Origin of the sequence: Vibrio sp. 10N.222.55.C6 (genome assembly GCF_041473395.1) — a bacterium.
Lineage (GTDB): Bacteria > Pseudomonadota > Gammaproteobacteria > Enterobacterales > Vibrionaceae > Vibrio > Vibrio crassostreae_C.
In genome coordinates, this window is sequence record NZ_JBFRSD010000010.1 from 1 (window position 1) to 19,346 (window position 19,346).

Sequence of the window (19,346 nt, forward strand, 5' to 3'; positions counted from 1 at the left end):
CTTAAGTGAACGGCATTACCACCTAGTGTGGGCTTTTTTGTGTCTGCGTTTCTGGAAAGTACCTTAAATAGCATCATTCTTGTCTGCCTCCCCGTTGAATAATTATTGGATGAGCTAAGTGACTCATATCTCTCAAACTCGATTTGTGACCGCGTGGTGACCATGCTGTGACAACCTTCTAAGCATCTACAGTTTGGAGTAACAGAACATTTAAGAAATAGTCATCAGCACATTTTTAAAAAGAATGCTCTCGTTAATCTGAGTCTGGTGCGGTTTGAAGGGTCCAGCACTACGGTTAATGCAAAACTACTATAGAACTTAGGCTCAAGTTATCAACGTTAACTTTGTGCGGCCAGTGAAGTGGGTGTGCAACAAATTATAGTGTTCTTGTTAACGGGTGATGGCTGATGAGTTATTTCAAGGTGAACTAGGCGCCAGTTGTAGGTGAGGGTAGATTCAAGCAGAGTATAGAAATGTTCAAAAATGGGAAATAGAAAAGAGCCAAATAAACATGGGTTCATTTGGCTCTTTTTTGAGTAGCTCTCATTAATGCAATTGCTTCAAAGAAAAACTGATCCGTGATTGCATTGCAATCAACAGCCAACTGGCATCTCGATTATTTGGTTTGTCTTTACATAGATGTAGTGCTTTTAGTACACCGCGCGTGACTGAATCAATAAAGACATGTTCATGATGGAATTTATCTGGCCACAGTTCAGTACGTTGCTTGATAAGTTCGTAAATTTCATCGTATAGCCAATCAATATCTTGATGAGAGATTTTCTGAAAACACTGAGCCTGAAGAATGTCACAGCACAAACTGGTGCAGTGAATAGCTAGAGGTGAATAAGCCATTTACTTTCCTCCATTTAAATTAGCATCTAATAACTTTTCAAAAGCACTGCCGTCTTGCCTGGTTAGGTTTGGTATATATCGGCTGTAAACTGTGAACAGCATTTTTGTAGTGGTATGGCCCATTTGGCGAGCTATCCACTCAGGTGCTTCTCCGGCTGCTAACCATAATGTTGCAGCCGTATGTCGAGTCTCATAAGGGCGGCGATATTCCATTCCCAAGTTTTTAAGTGTCGGCTTCCAGATTCGGTCTCTGACGTTACCTTTATCTAAAGGGTTTCCAGCTGCATTGCAGAACACATACTCCTTAGTACCAGTCACTTTGTATTGGGATTTTATAGCTTTAAGTACAACAGATGACATTTGAATGTCTCTTGTTGAACCCACCGTTTTCGTTGTGTCTGAACGGCCGTGTACAAACGTTTCTCGAACTGAAATTAAACCACGCTCAAAATCTACGTACTTCCATTTCAGACCATCGATCTCTGAGGTGCGCATTCCGGTGAAGAAACGAACGGTGAAGTAATCTTTAAAATCGGAACGTACCGATGATAAAAACAAGTTCACTTCGTTAAAATCAAACGGGTTTACATTAGTGCGTTCAACACGTAGTGGTTTGATGTTTTCAAACGTCGAACGAAAATCATAGCGATCTCCGGCTTCGCTCAAAATCATGCGCAGTGGTGTCATGACATGATTAATGAACTCGGCAGATAATTTTTTGCCGTTGTTACGCGGTTTCACTAAAGAAGCACGGTACTTTAAGATGTCAGGTCGAGAGATCTTCGCGACGTCTAAATGCCCGAAGTGAGGTACAAGGTACGACCATAAGTAGATCTTCATACTGTCCTTATAGCTTTCTTTCCAACGCACTTCGTTTTCGTCGTACCACTCCTGTGCGAAGCTTTCGAACAAGACAGTTTCAATTCCTTGTAGCCCTTGTACTGCCGTTTTGTAATTACCAAGTAATTCCTGTTTGCGTTTTTGAGCTTGGATGTCTTGTTTCAAAAATGTTTGAGCTTTCTTAGACTCAGGGAAGTACTCACTATATACAAAACAACTCAGGCGAATGTCCGCTTCAATTTGATTTAGCAGTTTCTGTAGCTTGCGTTGGTTTACTTGAGTTGCAGGCAGTGCAGTTTGCTCACGGCAACGCATACCTTCATATCAGAAGTCGAGATAGAGCTTACCGCTACGTGAATTGATACTACCCATGACACACCCTCCCGCCAGCCATTGGAATATACTGAAGGTTACGTGATGCAGATTGGTATAATTCTGCCTCTACCTCTTCCCAAATGTAGAGAATTTTTCTACCATTGAATGGTCGAATGTAGTGTTTACCTTCGATGAAAATTGAATCTCGCAGAGTCGAATTGATATAGTTGGCGCTAAATTTGATACGACCTGCAAGCTCTTTTGCTGTAAGTAATAATTGGTCCATTTGACCTCCATTGTTTGTGTTTTAACAAGACACAAAATCAGCTTAACCATACTTTTGTGTTTTACCAAGACACATTATTATATCTTTTAGGAATTGATGTGTGATTAGATATAACTTAAAGGAACTTATAGATAAAAAATCAGCGGAAGAGGGACGGAAGATCTCTGGAGCTCAAATTGCTGCCGAAATAGGTATTCAGCGTTCGGCCATGGCGAAAATGATTCGAGACGAAGGGTACACTACAACCACAAAAACTCTTGATGCTTTGTGTCAGTACTTTGATTGTGATGTGTCTGATTTAATTATGTTCGAACGTGAGAGTGACGTATAACCATAGGGGTGGCTATGCTCATGTTATGTTTTGCTCATAGTGCTTTATGTAATGCAAACTTAGGGAACTTATTAACAAAAGTCAGAAGATAAGCCCCAAAAATTATTCAATTTTAGGCTTCATCAGTAACCATACTTCCTCATCCTCCTCTTAGAAACCACTGTTACTCATTGAAATTGATTGAGAATATCGGATGATCTTTGTCTACTAATGGATGTAATTAACAGTTTAGCGAATGCGTAGTTGACGTGATGACCGTTCAAAAAATAAGGTTGGGTTATTCGTATTGATGAATATTCTCATTTTTGAGTACAAATTCACGTTGGTAAGCTAGGTATGGAACTCACTCCGGTATTAAAAGAACTACAAGCTTTTGTGTATGCAGAACATGAAGCTAGCATGGAAAACCTTCTAGAAACTTGGAAGAAACCCTTAGAAGAAAAACTATTAAAAGGCGAAACTCAACGAATAGAGTCAGTAAGCTGTTCCGGGTCTAATCATCTGGAAGTCGTATTAGGTGATAACGAATCACGCTTTAGAGAAGGCGATATGATTTGTTTGCATCTTGGCGACCCAAGTAACCATAAGGTATTTGACCAAGTAGCGATTGAAGCTGAAAACGATGGAGAGTGGTTGCTCAAAGTCAAAGTAGATCAAAGCTTACTTCCACAACTAAGTGAAGGCTGTTATGCCGACCCTGCAGGCATGGACTTAAAACCGTTTTATGATAAAGCTTTGGCTGATGTAGCAACATCGAAAGTCGGCAGAGACGTATTGCTGCCTATGCTTTCCGGACATTTGAATACGGAAACGATTTATGACGAAGACTTTGATGACGCTGCGGATTATGCCGAATCTCGAGGATTAAATGAAAAGCAGAGTGAAGCTGTTGGGCTTGGTGTCGGTTCTAAATACTTAGCGTGTATTCAAGGTCCTCCCGGAACGGGTAAAACAAAAGTTATTAGTATTATCGCCAAGCTTCTTGTAGAGGCAGGGCAGAGAGTTTTCATGACTTCTCATACCCACATGGCGATCAATAATGCACTCAATAAAATTGTAGAGGAAGGGGTTCCTGTTGCAAAAATTTGTGCGAGTGGCGGTAAGAAATCACTGAGTGATAAGGTTCAGCATTTTGAATACGCATCAAAATGGGAAGATATACCGGACACTGGGTATGTGATTGGTGCGACACCTTTTGCTACCTGTAGTGAGCGACTTGAAAGCTTTACATTCGACACCATTATTTTTGACGAAGCCAGCCAAATTACCGTTCCATTGGCGTTAATGGCAATGAGAAAAGGGTGTCGATTTGTATTCGTTGGGGATCATAAGCAGCTTCCTCCTGTGATACTTTCTCAATCCGTTCTTGAGGACAGTTCGGCTTTCTCTAAGATGATTCTTGGCAATGAAAAGGTTTCGGTATTGTTAAGCCAAACTTATCGGATGTCTCCAGCCTTAACTGAATGGCCTAGTAACTGTTATTACAAGGGCGAATTAGAATCGAAAAGACCACCAACGCTGTCATCATTTTCTCTACCTAAAAAACCTCACAAGTATTCTGAGGTCCTCTCTAGCAATCGGCCTTCTGTATTCATAAAAACTCCAGGGGTCAATGCCCGAAGTGTAAATAGAAAAGAAGCGGCGTTAGTGGCCGATTTGATAACCGCGGCTGTTGAAGCGGGTCTATCTGCTGAAGAGATAGGTGTCGTTACACCGTTTCGGGGTCATGCCAAAGCTCTAAAGTCTTGCCTTCAGGATAAGTTGGGGATATTTGGATCAAAATTAGTGGTAACGGATACTGTGGAAAGGATGCAAGGCCAAGAGCGGGAAATGATTATAGTTTCATTCTGCTCCTCAGATCCGCAATACATTAGCGCTATCGCTGAATTCTTTTTCCAAGCGGAACGTCTCAATGTCGCCATTACTAGACCCCAGACTAAGTTGGTGATTGTAGGTCCCGAAATCCCAGAAGGCATGCTGCAACAGGTGGATGATCCTAAGGTGCGACAAAACATTGAAGATTATAAATCTCTGGTTCGTCACTGTTATAAGGTGGAAGTAGATTAATGGCACATATAGATACGATTACAGGCTTAGACCGCAAGCATCGACGTCATTGCAAAAAGGTATTCAATAAACTCAATGACGAATTTTTTATTCGTGAGTCATTATTAGAGTCTCTACAAGTTGCTCCTTGTATTATTGAGGGGCCTTGCAATAGTTGGGTGTTTGTTGGAGTCCATTCAGAGAAACCAGATAGTATTAGTCTTTCTAAATTGTTGAAGTTTAATGACTCGATGTTGACGTTAGGTTTAAAGCCTATTCAGTATCTAGCTGTCGTCGATAATATGATTGTGGAAGAAGAAAGTACTTTCCCAATTGACGGTTCTCTCCAAGTTGATAGTTCTTTCTCTGATTATGTACAAATAATTGAGAACAAAACGTTTATTGAGCGTGGTGAAAAACTAATCCACGCCGCACTAACCGAGTTCACAATCGACTCACATTCACGAATCAAGCGCACGTTTTTTCCGGAGTCGGTTATTCCCGCACAGTGTAGTACTCGTCGAGGAAAAATCTCCGTAGACAATACCGCAAAGCTGCTCCCATTTTTTTTAGATTACGATCAAGAATTGGCTACTAGGCTAGATATGGTTGAGTCTGTCGATTCTGAAGAAGAAGGTCAGGAAGACATTTCAGTAAGGTTGATAAATGGGGTCGCTGGGAGTGGGAAAACTCTGATTTTAATTAATCGTGCAGTTTTGTATTGTAAAAAATACCCGGAAAAAAAGGTCCTTCTTGCGATACACAATAAGCCAGTGACGGAAGATATTAAGTACAGGTTCGAAACCTGGCTTAAAGGTAAACCTGATAACCTTGAAATTACCACCTTTCACTCGTTTGCGCTAAAGCAGTACAGTAAAAGCCATCAGCGTGTTAAGCCAGTATTTGGCGATGCGAATATGAAAGAAGAAAAGAAGACCGTTTTAAGTGATAAAAATGAAGCTTACACGCAACTATCGTTAACAGATGAGCAGATTTGGTCCGAACTAGAGTACATCAATGACTATTTAATTAAAGACAAAGAAGAGTACTTGGAATTCGATCGACAGGGTCGTGGGTTTGCACTACAAAAAAGTCAGCGAGAACATATTTGGCAGCTATATGTTGATTTTTCTGCTCGGTTGTCGTCGGTTAAGAAATACCTACCGAGTTTGTATATTAAGGAAGTTGCGTTATCAGACAAGCCTCTTGAACAGTTTGATCACATACTGCTTGATGAGGCTCAATTCTTCGCGCCATCTTGGTTACAGTTAATTAAACGCTCATTGACGCCGGGGGGACAATTATTTATTTGTGCTGATCCCAACCAAGGTTTCTTAAAAAGCCGTTTAAGCTGGAAGAGCGTAGGTTTGAATGTTCGAGGGCGCACTAAGCGTTTGAATCATTCTTACAGAACGACTTATGAAATAATGGTCGCTGCGAACGCTCTGCTCGATGATCTCGAAGGAAGCCCTGAAGATTACGTGAAGCCTGACTATGAAAAAATGGCAAGAGGACACAAACCCCAAATTATATATTCTCGAAATGCTCAAGATGAGAAAAAGAGGTTCCTGAACGAACTCGCAGCCCTGGTGCTGTCGGGAACAGTCGCTCTTCATCAGATCATGGTTTTATGTAGCCCAGAGTATAATCCATGGTCGCTAAAGCAAGACATTGAAAAACGTATTGGTTCAAACAAGGTCATTAACTACAACAACTCCAAAGAGTTAGCGGATAACGTAGGCAGCAAAATTAGGCTACTTAATATCAATAGTTGTACGGGTATGGAGTCTGGTACGGTGTTCGTTCTTGGTTGTGGTCAAATAATTAACCAGCCTAAGAATCTAGAGTTGAGTGATTCGGAAAGAGAAGAAGTATTGCAAGAATCAATGCGTAAACTTTATGTAGCAATGACTAGAGCTGGGCAAAAGTTAGTGGTTTTCAGTACTGAAGAGTTTCCAATTAGCGTTGAAAAACATATTGAAATTACGGGAGAAGTTACCCAAATTTAGTTGCTATTTATTTATCATAAGTAACTCTTAATCAATGCAAAAAGTCGCATTTACGATACAATACCACGCAATAAATCTTGGCTCTGCTGTTAAGAGCCAAGTCCTACATTATTCGAGTAATTAAGAACATGGCAAAAGCACCCGCTAACAAGAAACCCACCTCAAAAGCTAAGCCCGCATCAAAAGCTAAAAAAGTGACCAAAGGCTTTGAAGAGACCCTTTGGGATACAGCTAACCAACTGCGTGGCAGTGTTGAGTCATCTGAATACAAACACGTGGTGTTAAGCCTTGTGTTCTTAAAGTTCATTAGCGATAAGTTTGAAGCACGCCGTCAGAAGATGATAGACGACGGGCAAGAAGCGTTTGTTGAGATGAAAGAGTTCTACCAACAAGACAACATCTTCTTTTTACCAGAAGATGCGCGTTGGTCATTTGTTAAAGCGCGCGCTAAGCAAGATGATATCGCTATCATCATCGATACCGCTTTATCGACTATCGAAAAAAACAACCCTAGCTTAAAAGACGCCCTGCCAGACAACTACTTCTCGCGCCAAGGTTTGGAAGTGAAAAAGCTGGCGTCACTTATCGACAGCATTGAAAACATCGACACGCTGGCAAACGAATGTGACATGAGCGAAGAAGACTTAGTCGGTCGTGTGTACGAATACTTCCTAGGCAAGTTTGCAGCAACCGAAGGCAAAGGCGGGGGCGAGTTCTATACGCCTAAGTCAGTGGTAACACTGTTAGCTGAAATGCTAGAACCTTTCCAAGGTAAGATCTACGACCCGGCTTGTGGCTCGGGCGGTATGTTTGTTCAGTCTTTAAAATTCATTAAAGAGCACGAAGGGCGCACCAAAGACATCGCTATCTATGGTCAAGAGCTTACCTCGACCACTTATAAACTGGCGAAGATGAACTTAGCCATTCGCGGCTTATCGGGCAATTTGGGTGAGCGTGCAGCTGATACCTTTTTTGCTGACCAGCATAAAGACTTAAAAGCTGATTACATCATGGCTAACCCACCGTTTAACCTTAAAGGTTGGCGTAATGAAGCAGAGCTAACCGATGATGCGCGGTTTGCTGGCTATCGCACACCGCCAACAGGCAATGCCAACTACGGTTGGATTTTGCACATGCTGTCTAAGCTAAGCGAAACAGGCACCGCAGGCTTTGTATTGGCGAATGGCTCAATGAGTTCAAATACTTCCGGTGAAGGTGAGATCCGTCAGCAGTTAATCGAGAACGATCGCGTTGAATGTATGATCGCTTTGCCGGGGCAGCTGTTCTTCACTACGCAAATTCCAGTGTGCGTTTGGTTTATCACAAAAGACAAAACCGAGAACACCACCAAAGGTTTCCGTAACCGCCAAAAAGAGACGCTGTTTATTGATGCTCGTGAAATGGGCACCATGATTAGCCGCACCAATAAAGAACTGACTAAAGACGACATCGCTCAAATTGCTGACACTTATCATGCTTGGCGCTGCGATGAAGCAGAACTTAAAGCGCGTATTGAACGTGGTGATGGCAAAGTAGATAAGTATGAAGACAAAGCAGGTTTTAGCAAATCAGCCACTGTTGACGATATCAAGGCCAATGACTTTGTACTGACTCCGGGGCGTTATGTAGGCGCAGCTGACGTAGAAGATGATGGCATTCCGTTTGAAACCAAGATGAGTGAGCTTTCACAAACCCTATACAACCAAATGAACCAATCTCAAGAGTTGGACAAAGCGATTCGCCGTAATTTGGAGGCGTTGGGTTATGGGGAGTAACTGGGCTAAGGTATCTATAGAGTCGATTAAAGCAAATGAAAAGGGCTCTATTGCTATAGGACCATTTGGCTCTAGGCTAAAAAGCGATAATTATGTTAGTGATGGTATCCCTGTAATAAGAGGAACAAATGTAACAGCTGGCCCTACGTTTAAGGGTGATTTTGTTTATATAACAGAAGATAAGGCTGATTCATTAGGAGCATGCAATGTTTATAAAAATGAACTGGTGTTTCCTCATAGAGGGTCAATTGGAGAAGTAGGTTTTGTTCAGGAAGATAAGCGCTATGTCTTGTCTTCAAGCTTAATGAAGCTAAAAGTGGATGAGGAACAAGTTAACCCTATGTTCCTATACTACTTTTTTAAGAGCTCCACGGGAAAGCATGAACTATTAAAAAATGCCTCACAAGTCGGAACGCCGGGCATTGGTCAGCCATTAAGCTCTTTAAAGAGCATTTTGTTTAATAAGCCACCATTAGTCATACAAAATAAGATTGTTGATGTATTGTCTTCAGTTAACAATAAGCTTGAACTCAACAACCAAATCAACCAAACCTTAGAGCAAATGGCGCAAACGTTGTTCAAATTTTGGTTTGTTGATTTTGACCCTGTAAAAGCCAAAATGAATGATGAACAGCCAGAATGGATGGATGCGCCTTTTCTTTCAAAAGAAGTTGCCTCGCTTTTCCCAGAAAAGCTCGTTGAGTCTGAGTTGGGTTTGATTCCTGAAGGATGGGAAGTTGGAGAGCTATCTGATTTGATGGATTTCAATCCCAAACGCACTCTCAAGAAAGGTACAGTGGCTCCGTATCTTGATATGAAAAACATGCCAACAGCAGGTCACCTTGCTTTAGATATTTATGACCGAGAAATGGGTAGTGGAACTAAGTTCGTTAATGGTGATGCACTACTTGCTCGTATCACACCATGCCTTGAGAACGGTAAAACTGCTTTCGTAGATTTCCTTGAAGATGAACAGGTTGGTTGGGGTTCTACGGAATACATTGTCATGCGTTCGAAGTCTGACAGCTACAAATACTTCAGCTATTTTATGGCAAGATTCGAGCCGTTCAGAAAGTTTGCTATTCAAAGCATGACGGGTACTAGTGGTCGTCAACGAGCACAAGCCAAAACTGTTCAAACCATGCCTTTTGTTATTCCACCGCTTTCCATTCTTGAGAAATTCGATGAATTGATCGCTGCAAATATGCAGTTGATTAAGCGCCATGGTGATGAGAATAAGACGCTAGCAGAGCTACGTGACACGCTACTTCCTAAATTGCTTTCCGGCGAAATCGACTTAGAAAACGTGCAAGTAGAACAAGCTAAAGCACTAGCAGAGTAACCTTTCGTCATTCCAGAAAGTGAGGAACGAACTTATCAGGAATCTCGTTTTTGGTGTGGATGAAAAGCGAGATCTCAGATACCTCGCGCCTCGGTTCTGAGATAACGAAGGTGGGAATTAGATGAATCCGAAATAGAACAAAGCAAAGCGTAGGTGGAACCATAATATAATGAACGCAACTAATACTCGTGAAATCGACATTTCTGAATTGACGACACTGTGTGAAACAAGCACTTTGCAAAAAGGCATCTTGCTTTCACGCAGTGGTGCAGTACGCAAGCTTAACCTTGTTGGCAACACCGCGACCGCACAGGTCAAAGGCAGCCTCAATTATCAAGTGAGCCTCGATTTCACTGGCGATCTGGTTGGCACTTGTACTTGCCCTGCGGCGCAATATCAAATGTTGTGCAAGCACGGCGTGGCGGTTGCCCTTTGCCTACAAGACCAAGAACAAGCTTTAAACCAAAGTAGTGAACGAGATACCATAAAAAATCACCTGCAAAGCCTTGGTGAAGAGGCCATGGTAGAGATGCTACTCGAATACCTAGAAGAAGATGAGTACACATGGAATGCACTGCTGACAAAAATTGAAATACGCGAAAAGCCAGCCGTATATGGCGAGCTGAAAAAGTTGGTTACCCAAGCCTTACCGCGAGAACAGCTCTGGGATTGGCGAGAAAGCCATGATTATTTCAACTCAGCAGAAATTCAATTGAACATGATCATTGAATCAATGCAAAGCCTTAACGCCGATCATCAATGGAAATTAATCAACTACCTTGTTGAACGGTTGAATAAGGTGCTAGAGCAAATTGATGACTCCAATGGCGATCGTTATGGCATTGAAAGCATGATTAACGAACACATGCCAAAGACGCTGGCAAAGCTTAATTGGAGTGAGCAAGAGAAAGCGCAGTGGATGTTTGAGCGTTTGACCCATTACGAATTTGACGTATTTCCTTCGATTGAAGAGAGTTTTGGAGCGATTTGGCAATCTAACACCCACTTTCTAACCTTATGCCGCCAAGCGATAGATCAAGCATCGCAAGATGAGAGTAGCTGGAACTTACGCTCATGGGCAGTTCCGTTAATGAAACACAGCTCCGATTGGCGTGAAGTGGCGGAAATTAAACAAAAAATAGCACGAACGTGTCGAGATTATCTTGAAGTTGTTGATATGTTCATTGATGAGCAAGAGCCGTTAGAAGCTGAGTTTTGGTTAGCTAAGGCGAAAAAAATGGCGAGTGATTATGAACTTCGTGCGTGCGAACAAGCTCAATTCCGTCTTTATGTTGAACTAGGTGAAATCCATTCTGCATGGGTATTAGCTAACCGTTTGTTAGAACAATCACCAAGCTTTCAATATTATCAACAGTTAGCGAAGTTTAAAGCCAATTACCAAATTGATGATGTTGAATTTTTCTCCCGCACTGAACTGCTACTTGCCAATGCCTATCAACAACCAGACCGCTATAATCAAGCTTCTGATCGTACGGATGCCTTGGTTCTGTTCTATATCGATAACCAGCAATTAGACAAAGCGTGCGAATGGGTTGCCGAACATAAAATATCAATACAAGGACTTATTTCGCTTGCCGATCATATTGTGGATGATAAACCTGAAAATACGCTGGATTATTATCTGCGAGCAGTCTCATCTTATATCGAACAGACCAATAATACGGCTTACGATCAAGCTTTAGAGTTACTTCGACGTTTAGAGAATATGCTGAAATCGCATCCTACTCAATTGGCGACATTTTATAGTCAGGTGGCGCAACTCGCTACCACGTACAAGCGTAAGCGTAATATGTTCGCTTTAATTCAGAAATATTATTCAAAATATATCTGATTCTGCGGAGGTGACAAGATCTGCGGTGTTGAGAAAATGGAACAAAGCCCGAAACCGAGTTACTACAAAACAAATTTAAATAACTCAATTTAGAAAACAACAAACAACGTCAAACAGCAGTAGGAAAAGGCGATGAGCTTAAAATTCACAGAAGCCAAATTAGAACAGGCCATTATTGAGCTATTGGGTGAGCAAGGCTACCCACACGTAGTGGGTGAACAAATAGCGCGTGAAGACAAAGAACAAGTACTCATTGTCGATGACTTACGACGCTACCTTGCCAAGGAGTACCGAGGCGATGCTATAACCGAGAGCGAAATCGACACCATTGTTCGTATGATCTCAACGTTGCCTGCCAGTGATTTGTACCATAGCAATAAAACCTTCTGCCAATGGCTAACGAATGGCTTCTTGTTTAAGCGTGAAGATCGCTCAAAGAAAGACCTCTATATTGAGTTAATCGATACAAGACATTTGGCACAAGCCTTACGCTTGATGTTTGTCCCGCTGCTAGAGAATAAATCTAAAGCAGACAACTCTGATAGAAAAGTTGCTGAAGGTAAGGTTACGTACCTAGAAACAAATCGGTTAGAAGCGACTGACACCAATATCTATAAAATCGTTAGCCAGCTAGAGATTGAGGGGGTCGATGAACAAATTCGAATCCCTGATGGCATCCTTTATGTGAACGGCTTACCGCTGGTGGTGTTTGAATTTAAAAGTGCCGTGCGAGAGAAAGACGCGACCATTTTTGATGCGTGGAAGCAAATCTGTGTGCGTTATCGCCGTGATATTCCTAAGCTGTTCGTCTACAACGCGATGTGCATCATCAGTGATGGTGTGAACAACAAAATGGGTAACCTGTTTGCGCCGTATGAGTTCTTCTACGCATGGCGCAAAGTAACGGGTAATGAGTCTACCGAAAAAGAGGGTATTAACTCTCTCTACACCATGATTGCTGGGTTATTTAACCAAACCAGATTACTTGATGTGGTGAAGAACTTTGTCTTCTTCCCTGATACTTCAAAGAAAGAGATAAAAATCTGTTGCCGTTACCCGCAGTACTACGCAGCGCGTAAGCTTTACTACAACATCGACAAAGAACGTAAGCCATACGGAAGTGGTAAAGGCGGCACTTACTTTGGTGCAACAGGGTGTGGTAAGAGCTTCACCATGCAATTTCTATCGCGCCTATTGATGAAAAGCATCGATTTTGAAAGCCCGACCATTGTACTTATTACCGACCGTAACGATCTCGATGATCAGCTTTCTAAACAGTTCTGTAATGCCTCTGATTACATTGGTGATGAGATGGTTGTGCCAGTTAAAAGCCGTCAAGATTTAAGAGACAAGCTGCAAGGCATCAAGAGTGGTGGTGTGTTCCTGACTACCATTCATAAGTTCACCGAAGACATCGAATTGCTTTCAGAGCGTACAAACATCATCTGTATTTCCGATGAAGCTCACCGTTCACAGGTCAACCTCGATAAGAAAGTGGTGATCAAATATCAAGATGGTATAGCCGTCGATGTGAAAGAGACATACGGCTTTGCTAAGTATCTGCACGATTCTCTACCAAGCGCGACTTACGTTGGTTTCACCGGAACGCCGATAGATGCCACCCTTGATGTATTTGGTGATGCAGTAGACAGCTACACCATGACAGAATCGGTTAATGATGAAATTACGGTTCGTATTGTTTATGAAGGCCGAGCAGCTAAAGTCATTCTTGATAACAGCAAGCTTGAAGAGGTAGAGAAATACTACCAAGCGTGCGCAGAAGCGGGCACCAATGAACATCAGATAGAAGAGAGTAAGAAAGCTTCTGCCAATATGAACGCGATCCTTGGCGACCCTGACCGTATTGAAGCTTTGGCGAAAGACTTTGTTGAACATTATGAAGGGCGAGTTAAAGAAGGTTCTACGATAAAGGGCAAGGCGATGTTTGTCTGTGCGAGTCGTGAAATCGCGTTTGATTTTTATAAGCAAGTCAAAATCTTAAAGCCAGAATGGTTTGAGGAAAAGCTATCAATTGATGGTGTCGAGCTGACGGATAAAGAGAAAGAAGAGTTAAAGCCACTTGCGATGGTGCAAATGGTGATGACGCGCGGTAAAGACGATGACCCTGATCAGTACAGCCTGCTAGGGACAAAGGAATATCGAAAATCGCTCGACCAGCAGTTTAAGAGTCCTAAGTCGAATTTCAAAATAGCCATTGTAGTCGACATGTGGCTAACAGGTTTTGACGTTCCTGAACTGGATACTATCTACATCGATAAGCCGTTGCAGAAACACAACCTGATTCAAACTATCTCACGTGTTAACCGTAAGTTTGAAGGCAAGGCGAAAGGGCTCGTTGTCGATTACATTGGTATCAAGTCACGTATGAATCAAGCCTTAGCGATGTATTCAAAGGCTGATGAGACTAACTTTGAAGATATTCGCTTTTCCGTTATTGAGGTGAAGAACCATCTCGATCTGTTAAGGCAGATGTTCCACAAGTTCGATACGTCCGGTTATTACACAGGAGAGCCGTGTAAGCAGCTAGAGTGCCTTAATCAGTCGGCAGAATACATCCTTCAAACCAAGAAAGGCGAAACTCGATTCATGGCTTTAGTCGGCCGTATGAAGGCGGCTTATGATGTTTGCTGTGGTAGTGAATTGTTATCTCAGCAAGAGCGCGACCAAATTCACTTCTATATCGCAGTACGCTCTATCATCTTTAAGCTAACCAAAGGTGATGCACCAGACACGGCACAAATGAATAAGCGTGTTCGTGAGTTAGTGGCAGAAGCACTTCGTGCCGATGGAGTAGAAGAGATCTTTACCATTGGTGATGAGCACGCCGAAGCTATCGATATTTTTGACGAAGATTACCTAGCTCGTATCAACAAGATTAAGCTGCCTAACACCAAGATTCAGTTACTTCAAAAGCTACTAGAGAAGGCGATAAGCGATTTTAAAAAGGTCAACCAGCTACAAGGGATGAACTTCTCTAAGCGCTTCCAATCGCTGGTGGATCAGTATAACGAACGTCGTGAAAATGATGTGTTGAATGGTGAGGAGTTCGATACCTTCTCTCAAGAAATGACCGACATTATCTTTGATATCGTGAAAGAAATGGGCTCGTTTGAAGACCTAGGTATCGACCTAGAAGAGAAAGCGTTCCTCGATATCTTGAATCACATGCGCAAGAAATACGATTTCACTTACGACGATGACAAGATGCTCGAACTGGCGAAGGAGATGAAAACTACCGTAGACAATGTCGCCCAATATCCAGACTGGGCAGGGCGCGATGATATCAAAGCCAAGTTGAAAGTGGATTTAATCTTACTGCTACACAAATACGGCTTCCCACCAGTAGCCAACGATGATGTTTACAAAGGCGTGCTAGAGCAGGCTGAGAATTATAAGAAGAATAGTTAGGGGCAAGTGAATATGGTTAAAAAAATAGAAGTAGTAGCGGCCATTATTCAACATGAAGATAAAACTTTGTGTGTTCAGCGAGGTCCTTCAAAGTTAGCTTATATCCATGAGAAGTTTGAATTTCCCTGCGGGAAAGTGGAAGTAGGTGAGCAGAGAGAAGAAGCCATTAAAAGAGAGTTGAATGAAGAGCTGCATCTGAATATCGAACATGTAGATTATTTCATGACGGTTGAGCATGCTTACCCTGACTTTCATATCACGATGCACGCTTATTTATGTCCTGTCGAAAACCGAAAGATAGTACTTACTGAGCATATTCAAGCATTGTGGTTAAATCTCGATGAACTAACTTCTTTAGATTGGGCTGCAGCTGATGTTCCCATCGTTGCAAAGTTGCAAGCAAACTGAAGAGGACCGTGAATGACTTATTGCTATGCAAATAGGATTGATGTCTTTCTTCAAGAACAAGAAGAAAACTGGTTGGCCAACATGTGTTCTGAGTTTTGTATTAACTTCCCTGGCTTAGAGCTCGGTGAACTTCAGAAACGAGCTTGGGTTGATTGTTTTCATCATCTTCAGAAAGAACTCTCCAAGCGTGCCCAATCTGATGGCTATGTTATTTTTGAGTATGCTCTACCAATGGAAGGAGGGCGTAGGCCTGATGTTCTGCTTCTAGTCGAAAATAAGCTATTCATTTTAGAATTCAAAATGAAGGATCGCTATCAGCGAGCGGATTATGATCAGCTGTGCGGCTATTATCGAGATCTCTGCAATTACCATCATGAAAGCGCCGAGCTAGAGGTGATTGCCGGTTTGGTTTTGACTCAATCCACCGGTAAATTAACGGATATCGAAAGTAATATCTCAATCCTATCTAGCGATAAACTCAAAGCCTTTCTTGATAAGTATTTAACGGGCGCTCCTACTAACACTGATTTAAAACAGTGGCTTGAATCGCCCTATGCACCATTACCTAATCTAGTAGATGCAGCGGTAGAGATATTTCAAAACAACCCAATAGAAGAACTAAAGAGTGCTAAGAGTGCAGGGATTTATGAAGCGCTTGATGAGTTGGATAAAGTTACTGCTTGGGTTGAGAGCGAAGGAAATAGAAATCGGGCGAGTGTATTAACCCTGGTTACTGGTGTTCCTGGAGCAGGGAAGACGTTGCTGGGTTTGGAGTTTGTACATCGGAACAAAAGAGGTCAGTTTCTATCTGGGAATGGCCCGCTGGTAGATGTCTTGCAATATGCTCTTGATGACAAAACGTTTGTTCGCGCGTTGAAAGACTTTAAACGCGAATACATGAAGCCACGTACAACCCCTCATACTAATTTGGTTGTTTTTGATGAAGCTCAGAGGATGTGGGACGAAAATAAAAACAAGAACTACCAAATGTCGGAGCCTTCTTGCATCATCAGGATCGCAGATAAAGATAAAACGCCCTGTCACTATGTCGCTCTAGTTGGAGAGGGACAAGAGATTTATGTAGGTGAAGAGGTGGGTATTTCTCTTTGGTGTGATGCTTTGAAAAGTAGTGAAGAGCTTTGGATTGTTTTTTGCCCACCAGCGTTAGAGCATCATTTTCAATTCATGAGCAGTAATCGTGTTCGAGTAAACCCATTGCTAAATTTAGATCAGTCTTTACGATCTCATAGCGCAAGTTTATATCCTAAGTGGGTGGAAGGTGCTTTGAATGGTAAGCCGGATGTTACGCTGGCTAAGCAGACGATTAAAGACGGTTTCAATATCTATCTAACCAGAGATTTGGATAAAGCTAAAAGATACTGTCTCAATAGATATCAAAACACCAACAAGAAGTACGGCTTGTTAAGTTCGTCAGACAACATCAAGTATAACAAGCAACCATTGGGCCCATGGTTCCATGATGACGTTAGTTCTTCGACATCGTGTTGTAGTTTCCTGCGCACAATTAGTGAGTTTGATTGCCAGGGGTTAGAGCTTGATATGCCAGTGCTAATCTGGGCAAAAGACTTTCTCTACAATGGCAGTGGCTGGGTTCTTCATAAAGGCAATAGAAATGTTCAAAACCCTTTTCAAATTAAGCTTAATAGTTACCGGGTACTGATGACAAGAGGTAGAGATGGCGTAGTGTTTTATTTCCCTCAAGAGGCACTGTTCGACGAAACTTACGAATATTTCTTAGGTGCAGGTGCGGAGGAACTCTAGTTCTTCATATTGTTGGCTCAGGGTAAAAATAATAAGAAAGGTAGTAGGTACAATGTTAAGAGAAAAGCTAAAAGATGTACTTGAGAACTGGCAGAGCGCTAAAAAGGAAGCCTTTTCTGGGCACCGTCTTGGTCGAGTTATTAGAAACGAGCTTGTTCAAGAAATAGAAAATATTGCTAGCACCAAGGAGAGTGCCTTTGTTTTAAAGGGATCGATCGGTGCTGGGAATTGGGCTGATGTTCCTTGGGTTTCTATCCTGCATAGTGCTATAACTCAGACGACTCAAGGCGGGATTTACCTTGTGTATTTGTTTTGTGCTGATGGAAGCGGGGTATACCTTTCTCTTAACCAAGGTACAACCAAGCTAAAAGAAAAGTTTGGTACCAGAGGGGCTAAGCACGAAGCTAAGAAAAACGCTGACTCAATATACCCATATTGTGAATTGTTGCTAACTCAAAAAGGCTGGACTAAAGGTCCGCTAGACTTAAAAGCAAAGACAATTACTGGTAAATCTTATGAAGAACCTAATGTTGTCGCCAAATTTTACCCTGTAGGGTCTATTCCTTCTGAACAAGAGCTTATTTCGGATCTAGACTCGTTACTTTCAGTTTATGAAAACATTGCACATGACTATCCATTGAATTCTGAAGTCCTGGTTGAAGAGCCAAAAGAGGAGTATGACGTGTTCAAAAACAACGTATATACAAATGCCGCTCCCCTAAATCAAATTCTCTATGGCCCACCGGGAACAGGTAAAACATACCACACTATCGAAGCCGCAGTTCAAGCCGCTGATCCTGACTTTTACGCCAGCATAAACATTGATCCTGAAACCGGTGTGTCAGAAGAGCAAAGAGACTCACTAACGAAAAAATACAAAGCACTGACTGACTCTGGTCGAATTCGTTTTGTCACATTCCATCAAAGCTATGGGTATGAAGAGTTTGTGGAAGGACTTAGTGCTAAAACAGAAGGCGGTCAAATTTCTTACTATGAAAAAGAGGGTGTATTTAAGGCGCTCTGTGAAAAAGCTAAGGACTACCAAGAAACCAAAACCACGGATGAGAAAGATGATTTTGATACATTGTGGGGGCGTTTTCTAAATAGTTTATCTGAACAGGAAGAGGGCGTTCGAATCGACACCGTTCGTACGTTTTTTATAGTGACTGATGTCGATAACAACACAATTCGCTTTGAAAAAGACAAAGGTGAATCAACCCATTCTTTGAGTGTAAAAACCTTAAAAGACATCTTTCATGGTGATCGAGTGATTAATGGAGGGTTGAACCCTTACTATTCTGCTTTGATCAAGCATTTAGAAAAGCTTGCGCATAGTAAGCGCGAAGTCAAAACAGAACGCCAAAACTATGTATTAGTTATCGATGAGATCAATCGAGGTAATATCTCAAAAATTTTTGGGGAACTGATTACCTTGATTGAACCTTCTAAGCGCAAAGGTGCGCAGGAGCCGCTAGAAGTCATCCTACCTTATTCTGGTGATACTTTCTCAGTGCCAGATAACCTATATATCATCGGCACTATGAACACGGCGGACCGTTCATTGGCAATGATGGACACTGCATTACGTCGTCGTTTTGACTTTAAAGAGATGATGCCAAACCCCAAGCTTTTTGCTGATAAAGAAGTTAAGGGCATCAATTTATCTAAATTGCTAGAAACACTAAATAAGCGAATTGAAGTTCTCTATGATCGTGAGCATACGCTCGGTCATGCTTTTTTGTTCCCTGTTTTCAATGAGGTTGATGAAGGTAAGGCGTTTATAGAGCTACAGTCAGCGTTTAAGAACAAGATAATCCCATTATTGGAAGAGTATTTTTATGAAGATTGGAGCAAGATTCGTTTAGTCCTTGGTGACAGTTTGAAGCAAGATGAGAGACTACAATTTTTAAAAAGAACTGAAGACTCCTACAGTGAGTTATTTGGCCCTGAACATGGATTGGAGCTGTATGAGGATTGTAAAGTGACATACTCATTCAAGCCTTTTGGTGAAGGGACTGTTTGGCAAAACCCGGCAGCGTTCAAAGCTATCTACGCAAAAGATAGTGAGTAAGGCTA

13 protein-coding genes are annotated in these 19,346 nt (G+C 41.9%); 10 read left to right on the forward strand and 3 right to left on the reverse strand.

From position 1 onward, the window contains the following. Positions 1–546 precede the first annotated feature (546 nt). The 3 genes from AB4486_RS09805 to AB4486_RS09815 are packed head-to-tail and all read right to left on the reverse strand — an operon-like array spanning position 547 to position 2,296. Positions 547–855 (reverse strand): hypothetical protein, encoded by a 309-nt coding sequence (locus AB4486_RS09805; RefSeq protein ID WP_372117043.1) that lies wholly within the window; start codon positions 853–855, stop codon positions 547–549. Beyond that, complete coding sequence (locus AB4486_RS09810; protein ID WP_372117045.1) at positions 856–2,010, reverse strand: tyrosine-type recombinase/integrase; 1,155 nt, start codon at positions 2,008–2,010, stop codon at positions 856–858. A gap of 49 nt (positions 2,011–2,059) precedes the next feature. Continuing rightward, a complete protein-coding gene (locus AB4486_RS09815; protein ID WP_102321027.1) occupies positions 2,060–2,296 on the reverse strand; it encodes a hypothetical protein in 237 nt (78 codons plus the stop codon). Between the two features lie 100 nt (positions 2,297–2,396). On the opposite strand from AB4486_RS09815, the gene AB4486_RS09820 reads away from it, so the two are divergent. The 10 genes from AB4486_RS09820 to AB4486_RS09865 all read left to right on the forward strand — a co-directional run bounded on the left by AB4486_RS09820 (position 2,397) and on the right by AB4486_RS09865 (position 19,341). Further along, positions 2,397–2,627, forward strand: coding sequence for a helix-turn-helix transcriptional regulator (locus tag AB4486_RS09820; RefSeq protein WP_017068297.1), 231 nt, complete (start codon positions 2,397–2,399; stop codon positions 2,625–2,627). Positions 2,628–2,963: 336 nt separating this feature from the next. After that, positions 2,964–4,694 carry an AAA domain-containing protein gene (locus AB4486_RS09825; protein ID WP_102534750.1) on the forward strand — a complete coding sequence of 577 codons (1,731 nt, stop codon included), beginning with the start codon at positions 2,964–2,966 and terminating at the stop codon, positions 4,692–4,694. Continuing rightward, positions 4,694–6,682 (forward strand): UvrD-helicase domain-containing protein, encoded by a 1,989-nt coding sequence (locus AB4486_RS09830; protein ID WP_372117047.1) that lies wholly within the window; start codon positions 4,694–4,696, stop codon positions 6,680–6,682. Before AB4486_RS09825 ends, AB4486_RS09830 begins: the two co-directional genes overlap by 1 nt. Positions 6,683–6,810: 128 nt before the next feature. Then, complete coding sequence (locus tag AB4486_RS09835; protein WP_372117049.1) at positions 6,811–8,457, forward strand: N-6 DNA methylase; 1,647 nt, start codon at positions 6,811–6,813, stop codon at positions 8,455–8,457. After that, on the forward strand, positions 8,447–9,799 hold the full coding sequence (locus AB4486_RS09840) for a restriction endonuclease subunit S (RefSeq protein ID WP_372117051.1): 1,353 nt from the start codon (positions 8,447–8,449) through the stop codon (positions 9,797–9,799). Before AB4486_RS09835 ends, AB4486_RS09840 begins: the two co-directional genes overlap by 11 nt. 169 nt (positions 9,800–9,968) lie before the next feature. Further along, positions 9,969–11,651, forward strand: coding sequence for an SWIM zinc finger domain-containing protein (locus AB4486_RS09845; protein ID WP_102398486.1), 1,683 nt, complete (start codon positions 9,969–9,971; stop codon positions 11,649–11,651). A gap of 132 nt (positions 11,652–11,783) precedes the next feature. Then, a complete protein-coding gene (locus AB4486_RS09850; protein WP_372117053.1) occupies positions 11,784–15,080 on the forward strand; it encodes a type I restriction endonuclease subunit R in 3,297 nt (1,098 codons plus the stop codon). A 12-nt stretch (positions 15,081–15,092) separates the two neighbouring features. Beyond that, on the forward strand, positions 15,093–15,488 hold the full coding sequence (locus AB4486_RS09855; protein WP_372117055.1) for a (deoxy)nucleoside triphosphate pyrophosphohydrolase: 396 nt from the start codon (positions 15,093–15,095) through the stop codon (positions 15,486–15,488). A gap of 12 nt (positions 15,489–15,500) precedes the next feature. After that, the gene (locus AB4486_RS09860) at positions 15,501–17,270 is read left to right on the forward strand and encodes a DNA/RNA helicase domain-containing protein (RefSeq protein WP_372117057.1); all 1,770 of its coding nucleotides are present in this window, start codon (positions 15,501–15,503) and stop codon (positions 17,268–17,270) included. 52 nt (positions 17,271–17,322) lie between these two features. Beyond that, positions 17,323–19,341 (forward strand): MrcB family domain-containing protein, encoded by a 2,019-nt coding sequence (locus tag AB4486_RS09865; RefSeq protein WP_372117059.1) that lies wholly within the window; start codon positions 17,323–17,325, stop codon positions 19,339–19,341. Positions 19,342–19,346: the final 5 nt, after the last annotated feature.